The sequence below is a fragment of the Stutzerimonas stutzeri KOS6 genome, assembly GCF_000307775.2.
Taxonomy (GTDB): Bacteria; Pseudomonadota; Gammaproteobacteria; order Pseudomonadales; family Pseudomonadaceae; genus Stutzerimonas; species Stutzerimonas stutzeri_B.
In genome coordinates this window covers 197,258-209,341 of sequence record NZ_KK020676.1, presented here as the reverse complement: position 1 = coordinate 209,341, position 12,084 = coordinate 197,258, and the positions used below count along the sequence as shown (strand labels likewise).

Genomic DNA, 12,084 nt, shown 5'->3' with positions numbered 1-12,084 from the left:
CGAATTCATTCGCCCGGAACCGGCCATCCGTCGAGCTTTCGAGGTTTGAAGTCGGCGAACGAGTTGGCCCCCACAGCACCCGCGCCTGACGTTGCCCGTAGGGGCGAATTCATTCGCCCGGAACCTGCCATCCGTCGAGCTTTCGAGGTTTGAAGTCGGCGAACGAGTTGGCCCCACAGCACCCGCGCCTGACGTTGCCCGTAGGGGCGAATTCATTCGCCCGAGGCCGTTCATCCGTCGAGCTTTCAAGATTTGAAGTCGGCGAACGAGTTGGCCCCCAAAGCACCCGCGTCTGACGTAGGGGCGAATTCATTCGCCCAAGGCCTCAAGCCGTCTGCCTTTGCCGATACCCCTGCGCGACCTGCACCAGCACCACCAGCGCCACCATCGGCAGTAGCCCGATGTTCACGGCCGCCCAGCCCGCGTGGGCGATCAGCGCGCCGGAGGCGAAGGACATCGCTGCGGCGACACTGCCGTTGCTCAGCTCCATCAGGCCCTGCGCCCGGGCGCGCTCGTTCGCCACGTGGCCCTGGCCGAGCTGGGTGGTGCCGGCGACCAGCATCAGGTTCCAGCCGATCCCGAGCAGGCAGCTGCTGAGCATGAAGTGCCAGTGACTGACACCGAGCAGGGCGACCAGGGCGCTGGCGATCAGCAGGCCCGCGCCGCCACAGGCCACCAGCCGGCTGCCCCAGCGGTCCACCAGCGGCCCGGCGATGAACGCCGGCAGGAACATGCCGAGCATGTGCCATTGGATCACCAGGCCGCTGGCCCGCAGATCCAGGCCTTCGCCATGCATCGCCAGGGGCGTGGCATTCATCACCAGAATCATCAGCCCGTGGCCGACGGCTGTGGTCAGCACCGCCGCGCGGATGGCCGGTCGTGCCAGCAGTTCCGCCCAGGCCATCGGCGCCGGAGCGGCCGGGGCGGCGGGTATCCCATGGTTCCTGGGCAACCCCGCCAGCACCATGCAGCCCAGCGCCGCGAGGCTGGCGATCAGCAGGTAGGTGCCGGTGAACGGAACGCCAGCCAGATCGCGTGCCAGGTTGCCGAGCGTGGGTGCAACCAGCGCAGCCAGCACGCCGCCACCGATCACGCAGGCCGTGGCGCGGCCGCGGAAGGCTTCGCTCACCGCTTCGATCGCGGCGAAGCGGTAATACATCGCCGACGCCTGATAGGCACCGATGGGCAGCGCGCCGAGGCAGAGCAGGACGAAACTGTCGAGCCAGAGCGACGACGCGCTGATCAGGCCGCCGAACATCCCGGCCAGGGCTCCACTTAGAAAGCCGGCCCGCCGCCCGCGGCGCTGCATGAGCCCTGCCAGCGGCTGCAGGGCGAGCAGTCCGCCGAGCATCAGCAGGGCGAGCGGCAGGGTGGCCAGGCTGGCCGCAGGCGCCAGACGCAGACCGACGATGGAGGTGAAGATGATGCCGGTCATCGAGCACGACCAGAACAGTGCCTGGGCGATGAACAGGCGCAAGACCTGCGGGTTGCTGAGCAGAAGGTGCATGAGGGCGGCTCCTTGAGGATCACGAGCGGGCACAGCGCTGCTTGGCCAGATGCCGAGCGAGCTGGGAACGGTGAGTGAAGGGTCGGACTAACGTCAGCCGAAGCGCTGGAAGAAGTCCCGCGGGCTGACCGACAGGTGTTTCTGGAAGCTGCGCCTGAGGTTCTCCGGATGGCCGAAGCCGGTCAGCCGGGCCACCGTCGTGATCGAGGCCTGGGCATCGAGCAGCAGGTTGCGCGCGGCCTCCAGGCGTACGCGCTCGATGTACTGGCCCGGGCCCATGCCGGTTTCCTGGCTGAACAGGCGGCAGAGGGTGCGTGGCGTCATGTGCGCCTGCTCGGCCAGCGCCTCGATGGACAGGTCATCGCCCAGGTGGCCGGGTATCCACTCGAGCAGCGTGGCAAGGCGTGCCACGTTGCTGCTCGGAGCGGCCAGCATCGGGCTGAACTGGGTCTGTCCGCCGGGCCGGCGCAGGAACATCACCAGCCGCTGGGCGACCGCCAGCGCCAGCGCCCGGCCAAGATCGGCCTCGACCAGTGCCAGCGCCAGGTCGATGCCCGCCGTGACGCCCGCCGAGCTGAACAGGTGTGCTGCCTGCGGGTCGCTCGGGTCGTAGGTGTGCAAGCGATCGCCCTGCACCTCGATGGCGCGGTACTCGCCCAGCGCCGCAAGGTCCGCCCAGTGCGTGGTCGCCTTGCGCCCGTCGAACAGCCCGGCTTCGGCCAGGATCAGGGCGCCGGAGCAGACCGAACCCAGGCGGCGTACCCCGGGTTCGGCCGCCCGCAGCCAGTCGAGCAGCTGCCGGTCATGCTTCTGCACATCGACCCCGGCGCCGCCAGGAATCAGCAGGGTATCCAGGCTGGAAGGGTCGCAGTCGGACCAGCGCGCGTCGGCTACCAGTTTCAGCCCTGCCGAGGTCGCCACCGGGCCGATGGCGGAGCCGACCAGCATCAGTTCGTAATGGCGCGGCAGACCCTGGCGTTGCCGCTCGACATTGGCCGAGGCGAACACCTGCATCGGGCCGGTGACGTCCAAGCTCATGACCTCCGGGTAGATCAGGCAGGCGACGGTGCGGGTGGCGTCCATGGGGCACCTCTAGGGGAAGATGCCTGCAGTCTGCGGCCGCTCCGCGCCTGTCGCAATGACAAGCTTCCCACTGATCTTGCCAAGCCAGTCGCCTGTATGGAGCGTGCGACCCTTCGCGATCTACGGGTGCGGCTGTCTCCTGAAGCAGTTTGAGCCTGTCCGCAAAGCGAGTTGGCGTTGCCGGGTGGCGCGAATGCGCTTCAGCTGTCGCTGCTCCTGGCCCGGGCTCGATATTGACCCGGTGTCATGCCGACCACGGTCTTGAAGTCGTGGATGAAGTGCGCCTGGTCGCTGTAACCGCAGGCCAGGGCGGTGTCCAGCAGCGGCTCGCTGGTGCGCAGTTCGTTGCGCACCAGTGCCACGCGCTGGATGCGGCTGAACTGCTTGGGCGTGAGCCCCACCTGATGGCGGAACAGCCGCTCCAGCTGGCGCTGGCCGAGCGGTACGGTCTGGAGCATGTCCGTCAGGCGCGCCCGGCCCCGGTAGGCGACGATTCGCTCCAGCAGCTGTTGCACCGGGGTATGACGCACCTGACTCTCGCCGAGACGGCTGAGCAGTTCGCGCTCGACCAGCGCCTGCTGTGCAGCCCGTTCCAGTTCGGCCAGCCGGTCGACCAGCTGCGCAAGCCCCAGGCGGGGCCAGTCGGCGGCATGGAAGCCGGCCAGCTCGTCGAGGCCGATGCCGAACACGGCGGCACCCACGCCGGGACGAAACCGCACCCCCATCAGCCTGACCTGGCCGACCAGCTGCAGGCGGGCGCTGGCCAGTTGCGGCCCGGCGACCAGTGCCCGCGGCCCGCGCAGGCTGCCATCGAAATTCAGCGGATCGGCGAAGTTGAAGATCACGCCGCTGCCGCCGTCCGGGTGCAGCATCTGCTCATCGTAGGCTTGCGATCCATCGCCATCCATCCACCAGAAACACTGCACATAAGCGGCCAGCGCCGGCGTTGGCGGCCGCGCGATAAAGCCTCGGAGGCGGGGCAGTCGGTCAGGCAGGGAAGCGGGCATGGGCAGCGGTCGAAGGATGTCGGAAATCTACAATAGCGCAGCGCGGTGGCTGCGTAGCCTTGTGTGCACATTCAAACCGAGGAGTGACTACCATGCGCATGAACTACCAGGCCGCCGCCCCCGATGTGATGACGGCGATGATCGGGCTGGAAACCTACCTGGCACGGCAGAGCCGCCGCGAGGATGGCGTCGACAAACCGCTGATGGAGCTGGTGAAGATCCGCGTCTCGCAGATCAACCAGTGTGCCTATTGCCTCGATATGCACACCAAGGATGCCCGCGCCCTGGGTGAAACCGAGCAGCGCATCTATGCCCTGAGCGCCTGGCGCGAAACACCGTTCTTCAGCGACCGCGAACGTGCCGCGCTGGCCTGGGCCGAGGCCAATACGCTGCTGCCTCAGGGTGTTTCGCAGCCGCTTTTCGAGGAGGTGCGCGTGCACTTTTCCGAAGCCCAGCTCGCCAACCTGACCCTGGCCATCGCGACTATCAATGCCTGGAATCGATTCGGGGTGTCCTTCGCGCCAGTGCCGGGAAGCTACCAGCCGGACTAGGGCAAGCGCCTGCCGCCGTTCGGCCAGAAGGCCGGGCGGCGCGGGACGTGATCTGCTGCTTGCCCGTGGCGCAGAAGCGTTGCGCCTTCGGAGCGTTGCTCCGGAACGGGGCTTTTCCATCGAGGGTCGTCGGCCTGTTGGTAACGGTCGCCTGAACGGTGGAAGCGGTTCGGCTCGCTCGCCTTGCCAGCAGCGGGCATGAACTCCCCTGTCGATTGCTGTCGAAATCCAGTGCGTCCAACGGGTGAATTCAATTGGGGAAATGAAATGTTGCAAGCCGGTCGCGGCGCCTCGCTAACGTTCGGTGGCTTTGCTGTAAATTGGCCGGCCCTAGGCAACGGTACTTACTGTTCATGACCCTCCTGATAGCGTTCGCTGTCTTGTCCATCCTCGTTTCATTCATCTGTTCGATCCTCGAAGCTGCGCTGCTCTCGCTGACGCCCAGCTTCATCGCACATCAGAAGACCTCCCGTCCGAAGCTGTACGAACGCCTGAAAGAGCTGAAAGACAAGGTCGACCAGCCGCTCGCGGCCATCCTTACGTTGAACACCGTCGCCCACACCGTCGGCGCGACCGGCGTTGGCGCGCAGGTCACCGTGGTCTTCGGCAACGGCTACGTCGGTATCGCCTCGGCGGTGATGACGGTGCTGATCCTGGTGCTTTCGGAAATCCTGCCCAAGACCATCGGTGCCCGTTACTGGCGCACGCTGGCGCCGTACCTGCCGCCTCTGCTGAACGGCATGATCTGGATTCTGAAGCCCTTCATCTACCTGTCCGACATGATCATGCGGCTGGTCGGCGGCAAGGAGCCGGAGCACGACATCCGCCAGGAGATCAAGGCGCTGACGGTGCTCGGCCGCGAGAACAAGAGCCTCGACGAGGACGAGCAGCGCGTCATCAGGAATATCCTCGACCTGCACGAGATCAGGGTCCGCGACGTGATGACGCCGCGTACGGTGTGCGACTACACGTCGCCGGAGACCAGCATCGGCGCGTTCAAGGAGCAGGTCGCCGACAGCCAGTTCTCGCGCTACCCGGTGATCGGCGACAACGAAAGCCCGCTGGGTGTGGTGTTCCGCTATGACGCGCTGTCAGCGACCGACGACGAGGCGCCGGTCTCGACGATCATGAAACCGATGAAAGTCGCGCCGGAAATGACCAGCGTCGAGAACCTCATGACCCAGCTGCTGCACGAGCGCCAGCACATGTGCCTGGTGTACGACGAGTTCGGCAGCTGGCGCGGCCTGGTGACGCTGGAAGACATCATGGAAACCATCATCGGCCAGCCGATCATGGATGAAACGGACGACATCCCGAACATGCGTCGCTTCGCCAAGCGCCGCTGGGATCATCGCATCAAGCGCGCCCGCGACAGCTGAGTGGCCATGCAGGAAGGGCTCCACATGCAGGTCCGCCAAAGTGCGGGGCTTGATCGCTCCGGGTCGCATGCTGCGCTGGCATCCGCCACGCCGGCTTGATTGCGCGGGAGTTGTGCGCAGACGGTTCAGACGGCTTGGAGGTAGTCCGCTCTCCACGGGCCGGCGAAGGGCGTTGTTCGAAACGGCGCTTTCGAAACTGCCCGCGACCCTGTCGGTCGCGGGCTCTCAGGCCTCACTGGTTGCGCGTCACCCGCCAGACGATGTTCGCCAGGTCATCCGCGACGATCAGCGCGCCGCTCGGGTCGACGGTCACCCCGACCGGGCGACCGCGCGTCTTGCCATCCTCGGTGCGAAACCCGGTTACGAAATCGATCGGCTCGCCAGCCGGGCGTCCGGCGCTGAACGGCACGAAGACCACCTTGTAGCCCACCGGCTCTTCGCGGTTCCAGCTACCGTGCTCGCCGACGAATGCGCCTTCTGCGTACTGGCTGCCCATCGACTGTGTGGAAAAATCCAGGCCCAGCGCGGCCACATGCGAGCCCAGGGCATAGTCCGGTTTGATTGCGCTGGCGACCTTGTCCGGGTCCTGCGGCCGTACGCGAGGGTCGACGTTCTGGCCCCAGTAGCTGTAGGGCCAGCCATAGAAACCGCCTTCCTGTAGCGAGGTCAGGTAGTCCGGTACCAGATCCTCGCCCAATTCGTCGCGCTCGTTCACCACCGCCCACAACTGGCCGGACCCAGGCTGGATCGCCAGGGCCGTCGGATTGCGGACGCCGGTTGCATAAGGTTTGTGGGCACCGGTCTCGGCGTCGATCTGCCAGATCATGGCGCGGTCGGCTTCGACTTCCATCCCGCGCTCGGTGATGTTGCTGTTGGAGCCGATGCCGACATACAGGAAGCGTCCGTCAGGGCTGACCGCCAGCGACTTGGTCCAGTGGTGATTGATCTCCGATGGCAGGTCGGTGACCTTGGCCGGCGGGGCGCTGGCCTCGGTCTGGCCTGGCTGGTAGTCGAAGCGAACCAGTGCATCCTGATTGGCGACGTACAGGTTGCCCTCGAACAGTGCCAGCCCATATGGCGCATTGAGGTTGTCGGCGAACACGGTCTGCATTTCATAGCTGCCGTCGCCGTCGGCATCTCGCAGCAATGTCAGGCGATTGCCGCTTTCGACCGAGGTGTTGCCCTGCGCCTTGATATAGCCGGCGATCACGTCCTTCGGCTTGAGCTTCGGCGCGTTGCCGCCGCGGCCTTCGGCAACGAGAATGTCGCCGTTGGGAAGCACCAGCGTCTGGCGCGGGATCTGCAAGTCGGTGGCGATCGCCGTGACGGTATAGCCTTGCGGAACCGTCGGTTTCTGATCGCCCCACGGCGTCGGCTCGGCAATCGTCATGCTGGGCAGCATCCCACGCTGGGGTTCAGGAAGCGTGGGGTCGGGACCCTGCAGGCGCGCGGTATCCTCACCCTCTCCACCGCATGCGGCGAGAAACAAGGCGACTGTCAGGGCGCTCAGTGGGCTTGCGTATCTCATGCTTCACCTCCGGCACGCAGGTTGGTGAAACCGATCCAGGTCGCCGCACACGCCAGCAGCGTAACGATCACCGACAGAACCAGGCCGGAAGGCATGCTCGCCCAGGCGTCCTTGGCGTGTTCGAGTGCGTTGATGAAGCCCAGCACCCAGGCCGCCAGCAACAGCAGCAGGTAAAGCAGCGGGCGTCCGGTCCGGTGATGCGCCCGGAACAGATTGCCCAGCGCGAACAGGATCGCCAGCCCGCAGCAGACCAGTCCCCCGGCGATCAGCCAGGAGGAAAAATTGGACCACTGGATCTCGTATGTACGGAAGTAGGCGATATCGCTGAACAGTGCGCCGAGGAACAGCGGAACCGTGCCGCCGAGCAGCGTGGCGTGCAGCGGGTTAGGAACGTGGCGGGAGATGCTGTGAGTGGTTTGCGTGCTGTGAGTGCGTTGGGTGATAACGGTCACGAAGGCTTCCTCCTCGCTGACGACCCGGCGCTGCACGGCGCGGATGCGCTGGCCACCGGATCGCTCTGGTCTGTGCTTAAAAGGGGATCGTGCCGCCGGGGTGTTAGTTCACTGCCATTCGCTGAGCGGCAGGATGGCTGCGGCTTTCCTGCCGGCGCCCGCTTTTCGTGCCTGGCGCACAAACCAAGTGCTCCGAACCGGACCATTTGATCCGATATTTTCTTCTAAAAAAGCTAAACCACTGATGCATAAGAGAATCGGTGGAGTGGCACGCTTTCTGCTCAGTCCTTCTCTGTCGCCCTCGCGTGCAAACGGGACGACTGCATCACGCATACAGAGAAGCGCCCGCGCCATTGGCGCCGCGCTCATGTTTCAGCCTTGCGTCAGAGGAGTGCGTCATCATGACTCTGCAATACGTTCCCATCATCGACCTGGCGCCGTACTTCGCCGCTACCCCCGAGGGCAAGGCCCAGGTGGCCAGGGCCGTGGACCAGGCCTGTCGCGACATCGGTTTCCTGGTCATCACCAACCACCAGATTCCACGCGAACTGATCGAGCGCGTCTCGCGGCTCACCCGCGAGTTCTTCGCCTTGCCATTGCCGGAAAAGCGCAAGGTCGACCGGCCCAGCCCGGAAATGGTGCGCGGTTACAGTGCGGTCGCCGAGGAGAGCCTGTCGTACTCCATGGAGGAGGCAGCGCCGGGCGATCTGAAGGAATCCTTTTCCATCGGGCCCAGCGACGTGCCGGATGAGCACTACTACCACTGCGCCGCAGCCGGCCCGCATTTCGCGCCGAACGTGTGGCCGACGGGCATCGAAGGTTTCGAAGAGGCATACCGCGAGTATTTCGCCGCCATGAGCGAGCTGTCGCAGTCGCTGATGCGCATCTTCGCCCTGGCGCTGGAGCTGCCGAAAACCTTCTTCGACGACAAGATCGACAAGCACATCAGCATGTTCCGCAGCCTGAGCTATCCGGACGTGAAAGGGGCGGTCGAGCCGGGGCAGATGCGCGCCAGTGCGCATACCGACTACGGCAGCCTGACCATCGTCAAGCCGGACAATGCGCTGGGTGGCCTGCAGGCACGCAATCGCCAGGGCGAATGGGTCGACGTGCCCTATGTCGAGAACGGCTTCGCGGTGAACATCGGTGACCTGATGATGCAGTGGACCAACGACCAGTGGATTTCCACCCTGCATCGAGTGGTCAATCCGCCGCAGGACAGTCCCACCGAAAACGGCCGGCAGTCGCTGGTGTTCTTCCACCAGCCCAACTACGACGCTGTCATCGAATGCCTGCCCGGCTGCTGCAGTGAGGCCAATCCGCCGCGCCATGCGCCGGTAACCTCGGGCGACAACCTGCTTTCCAAGTTCGTCAAGCAGACCACCTTCGGCAAAGGCCTGGAGGTCGCATGAACACGCTGTCCTACGTCAACGTCTTCGCCCGTGACATCGAGGCTCTCAGCGGCTTCTACCGCGAACTGTTCGGCTTTCGCGACATTCCCGAGATCGCCTCGCCGATCTTCCGCGGGCTGGACACCGGCGAGTCCTGCATCGGCTTCAACGCGCCGGAAGCCTACGAACTGCTGCACCTGGCGGAGTTTGCCGACACCCGCGGCTGCAAGTTCCTGCTCAACATCGACGTCGAGGCGAAGGAGGAGGTCGACCGCCTGGTGCCCATGGCCCTTGAGCTGGGCGCGACGCTGGTCAAGGCGCCCTACGAAACCTATTACCACTGGTACCAGGCGGTTCTGCTGGACCCGGAAAACAACGTGTTTCGCATCAACTACATGCTTTGACCCCACTGCCATCCGATAGCCAACAATCAGGAAAGACCAAAATGCTGAATACGTTCATGAAACGGACCTTGTGTGCGGCGGTTGCTCTCGGCCTTGCGACGGCGGCGGCCACCGCGTCGGCGGAAGAAGCAAAGGGGCTGACCCTCGACAAGCCGGCGAAGATCGCCATGCTCTACATCAGCCCGCGCAATGACGGCGGCTGGACCCAGGCCTTCGACGAGGCTCGGCAGAAGCTGGAAACCGAGCTGGATACCAAGATCCAGTACGTCGAAAGCGTGCCGGAAAACGCCTCCTCTATCCGCCCGGCGGTGGACCGGCTGATCCAGCGCGGCGCCAACGTCATCATCGGCACCGCCTTCGGCTACTCGGACACCTTCAAGGAGCTGGCCGATAAATACCCGGACGTGGCCTTCCTCAACGGCTCGGGCACCACCAACGGCGCCAACCTCGAATCGTTCTACGGGCGCACCTACGAAAGCCAGTACCTGTGCGGCATGGCCGCCGGCGCGGCGTCGAAGACCGGCAAGCTCGGTTTCGTCGCAGCCAATCCCTTCGGCCAGGTGAACTGGACGGTCAACGCCTTTGCCCTCGGTGCCCAGCAGATCAACCCCGACGCCACGGTCACCGTGGTCTACACCGGTGCCTGGAACGATCCGGTCAAGGAACGCGCCGCGGCCATGGCGCTCATCGATGCCGGTGCCGATGTCCTTGGCCAGCACGTCGACAGCCCGACCCCGCAGATCGTCGCCCAGGAGCGCGGCGTTTACGGTACCGGCCATCACCGCGACATGCGCGAGTTCGCCCCGGAGGCCACCGTGTGTTCCTCGGTCTGGGTCTGGGACAAGTTTCTCGCCCCGGAGCTGAAGAAGATCAGCGCCGGCAACTGGACGCCACCGGAAAACGGCGCCCTGCTGTCCATGGCCGAGGGCGGCACCGACGCGGCCTGTTGCGGCCCGGCGGTCTCCGAGGAGCACAAGGCCAAGATCATGGCCGCCCGCGAGGAACTGCTCAAAGGCGAGAAGCAGATCTATGCCGGCCCGATGCTCGACCGCGACGGCACCGAGCGCATCGCTGCCGGCGAGGTCATGGCCGACCCGGCGTTGTGGCAGATGGACTGGTTCGTCAAGGGAGTGATCACCCAGCAATGAGCAGCCTGAACGCGATCCAGCTGACCGGGGTGAGCAAGTCGTTCGACGGCTTCATGGCCCTGTCCCAGGCGGATTTCACCGCCAAGTGGGGCGAGGTGCATGCGCTGCTCGGCGAGAACGGCGCGGGCAAGTCCTCGCTGATGAACATCGCCGCCGGCCTCTACGCACCGGAAAGCGGATCGCTGTTCATCGACGACAACCCGGTACGGCTCAATGGTCCGCGCGATGCGAGCCGCTACCGCATCGGCATGGTTCACCAGCATTTCAAGCTGGTGAAACCCTTCAGCGTGGCCGAGAACATCCTGCTGGCGCTGCCCGAGCAGCCCGGTAACGCCGTGCGCGGCAGCCATCGTCAGCGCCTGCGCGAACTGGAGCAGCGCATCCGCGAGAAGGCCACGGAGCTGGGCTTTGCCATCGACCCGCGCAAGACCACCGAGTCGCTTTCGGTGGCCGAGCAACAGCGGGTGGAAATCCTCAAGGTACTGCTGGCCGGTGCGCGGATCCTGATCCTCGACGAGCCGACGGCGGTACTCACCGATCAGGAAGCCGAGCGCCTGCTGGAGACGGTGCGCACCTTCGCCCGCCAGGGCGCGGCGGTGATCCTGGTCACGCACAAGATGAGCGACGTCAAGCGCTTTGCCGACCGCGTCACTGTGATGCGTGCAGGGCGCACCATCCAGACCCTCGAGCCGCGCTCGGTGTCGGTGCCCGAGCTGGTGCGCCTGACCGTCGGCGAATCCGCCCCGGCCAGCGAGTACCAGCCGACGGCGCCGGGCGAGGTGCGGCTGCAGGTGCGCGATCTGCGTTCGACAGGTGCGGGCGGGCATGGCGCACTCAACGGCGTGTCGCTGGACCTGCGCGCCGGCGAGATCTACGGCATCGCCGGGGTCGGCGGCAACGGCCAGAGCGAACTGGCCAATGTGCTGATGGGGCTGCCCGAGCCCTGCGAGGGCACGCTGGAGCTGGCTGGTTTCGGTGACTTGCGTCGTGCCGGCAGCGAACAGCGTCGTGAGCTGCGCATCGCCTCGATCCCGGCCGATCGCTATGGCACGGCCTTGGCCGGGGAGCTTTCGGTGGCGGAGAACTTTGGCGTCGGACAGATCCACAGCGGCCGCTACGGCTCCTTCTTCAGGCTGCGGCGTAAACGGCTGGAGGCCGAGGCTGCCGAGGCGGTGTCCGCTTTCGACGTGCAGGGCGTGCGCTCGCTGAAGCAGAAGGCCGCGCTGCTCTCCGGCGGCAACGCACAGAAACTGGTGATCGCCCGCGAATTCTCCCGCGACCCGCAGCTGGTGCTGGTGCACAGCCCCAGCCGAGGGCTGGACGTGCGTGCCTCGGCCGCCGTGCATGAGCGTCTGCGCGCCGCCCGTGACGGCGGGGCGGCGGTGCTGGTGATCAGCGAAGACCTTGATGAAGTGCTGGCCCTGGCCGATCGCATCGGCGTGATGAATGCCGGACGCATCGTCGCCGAATTCGACCGCCCCGCCGACCGCCAGGCCATCGGCAAGGCAATGGTCAGCCATGGGCCGCTGAATGATGCAGCGCTGGGGCATGGCGACGCGCTGGATGGGCCTGCTGCCAGTGAGCCAGTCGAATGAAGTCGACCCTACAAGACACCCCGACGCTGCTGATGCCCC

The 12,084-nt window shown here is 65.6% G+C and carries 11 protein-coding genes; 6 read left to right on the top strand and 5 right to left on the bottom strand.

Translation table 11 applies throughout. The features are described from left to right. Positions 1-325: 325 nt before the first annotated feature. The 3 genes from B597_RS29510 to B597_RS29500 form a co-directional block, all read right to left on the bottom strand. On the bottom strand, positions 326-1,507 hold the full coding sequence (locus tag B597_RS29510) for an MFS transporter (RefSeq protein WP_024161773.1): 1,182 nt from the start codon (positions 1,505-1,507) through the stop codon (positions 326-328). A 93-nt stretch (positions 1,508-1,600) separates the two neighbouring features. Next, a complete protein-coding gene (locus B597_RS29505; RefSeq protein WP_003295318.1) occupies positions 1,601-2,590 on the bottom strand; it encodes a GlxA family transcriptional regulator in 990 nt (329 codons plus the stop codon). Positions 2,591-2,790: 200 nt separating this feature from the next. Next, positions 2,791-3,597, bottom strand: a complete 807-nt coding sequence (locus B597_RS29500) for a helix-turn-helix domain-containing protein (RefSeq protein ID WP_031323248.1) — start codon at positions 3,595-3,597, stop codon at positions 2,791-2,793. A 92-nt stretch (positions 3,598-3,689) separates the two neighbouring features. Between B597_RS29500 and B597_RS29495 the strand changes: the two genes are divergently transcribed. Together B597_RS29495 and B597_RS29490 are read left to right on the top strand one after the other, a co-directional pair. Further along, positions 3,690-4,148, top strand: coding sequence for a carboxymuconolactone decarboxylase family protein (locus B597_RS29495; protein WP_003295315.1), 459 nt, complete (start codon positions 3,690-3,692; stop codon positions 4,146-4,148). A gap of 353 nt (positions 4,149-4,501) precedes the next feature. After that, positions 4,502-5,527, top strand: a complete 1,026-nt coding sequence (locus tag B597_RS29490; RefSeq protein ID WP_003295314.1) for a CNNM domain-containing protein — start codon at positions 4,502-4,504, stop codon at positions 5,525-5,527. A gap of 232 nt (positions 5,528-5,759) precedes the next feature. Here B597_RS29490 and B597_RS29485 read toward each other — a convergent pair whose 3' ends face one another. Then, positions 5,760-7,055, bottom strand: coding sequence for a PQQ-dependent sugar dehydrogenase (locus B597_RS29485; RefSeq protein WP_031323247.1), 1,296 nt, complete (start codon positions 7,053-7,055; stop codon positions 5,760-5,762). After that, positions 7,052-7,507: a DUF2231 domain-containing protein gene (locus B597_RS29480; protein WP_031323246.1), complete on the bottom strand. Its 456-nt coding sequence runs from the start codon at positions 7,505-7,507 to the stop codon at positions 7,052-7,054. The genes B597_RS29485 and B597_RS29480 overlap by 4 nt, the downstream gene beginning before the upstream one ends. A 401-nt stretch (positions 7,508-7,908) precedes the next feature. Here B597_RS29480 and B597_RS29475 point away from each other — a divergent pair, with 401 nt between their 5' ends. From B597_RS29475 to B597_RS29460, 4 genes are read left to right on the top strand one after another with little or no spacing between them, the layout of a single operon-like run. Continuing rightward, entirely contained in the window at positions 7,909-8,919 is a 1,011-nt protein-coding gene (locus tag B597_RS29475; RefSeq protein WP_003295309.1) for an isopenicillin N synthase family dioxygenase, read from the top strand. Further along, positions 8,916-9,302: a VOC family protein gene (locus B597_RS29470; RefSeq protein ID WP_003295307.1), complete on the top strand. Its 387-nt coding sequence runs from the start codon at positions 8,916-8,918 to the stop codon at positions 9,300-9,302. The genes B597_RS29475 and B597_RS29470 overlap by 4 nt, the downstream gene beginning before the upstream one ends. Positions 9,303-9,343: 41 nt before the next feature. Then, positions 9,344-10,450 (top strand): BMP family ABC transporter substrate-binding protein, encoded by a 1,107-nt coding sequence (locus tag B597_RS29465; RefSeq protein ID WP_003295305.1) that lies wholly within the window; start codon positions 9,344-9,346, stop codon positions 10,448-10,450. Then, complete coding sequence (locus tag B597_RS29460) at positions 10,447-12,045, top strand: ABC transporter ATP-binding protein (RefSeq protein WP_003295304.1); 1,599 nt, start codon at positions 10,447-10,449, stop codon at positions 12,043-12,045. The genes B597_RS29465 and B597_RS29460 overlap by 4 nt, the downstream gene beginning before the upstream one ends. Positions 12,046-12,084 lie beyond the last annotated feature (39 nt).

Coding starts and splice junctions, on each gene's coding strand:
- B597_RS29510 (WP_024161773.1), bottom strand. CDS start 1,507: ATGCACCTTCTGCTCAGCAACCCGCAGGTCTTGCGCCTGTTCATCGCC.
- B597_RS29505 (WP_003295318.1), bottom strand. CDS start 2,590: ATGGACGCCACCCGCACCGTCGCCTGCCTGATCTACCCGGAGGTCATG.
- B597_RS29500 (WP_031323248.1), bottom strand. CDS start 3,597: ATGCCCGCTTCCCTGCCTGACCGACTGCCCCGCCTCCGAGGCTTTATC.
- B597_RS29495 (WP_003295315.1), top strand. CDS start 3,690: ATGCGCATGAACTACCAGGCCGCCGCCCCCGATGTGATGACGGCGATG.
- B597_RS29490 (WP_003295314.1), top strand. CDS start 4,502: ATGACCCTCCTGATAGCGTTCGCTGTCTTGTCCATCCTCGTTTCATTC.
- B597_RS29485 (WP_031323247.1), bottom strand. CDS start 7,055: ATGAGATACGCAAGCCCACTGAGCGCCCTGACAGTCGCCTTGTTTCTC.
- B597_RS29475 (WP_003295309.1), top strand. CDS start 7,909: ATGACTCTGCAATACGTTCCCATCATCGACCTGGCGCCGTACTTCGCC.
- B597_RS29470 (WP_003295307.1), top strand. CDS start 8,916: ATGAACACGCTGTCCTACGTCAACGTCTTCGCCCGTGACATCGAGGCT.
- B597_RS29465 (WP_003295305.1), top strand. CDS start 9,344: ATGCTGAATACGTTCATGAAACGGACCTTGTGTGCGGCGGTTGCTCTC.
- B597_RS29460 (WP_003295304.1), top strand. CDS start 10,447: ATGAGCAGCCTGAACGCGATCCAGCTGACCGGGGTGAGCAAGTCGTTC.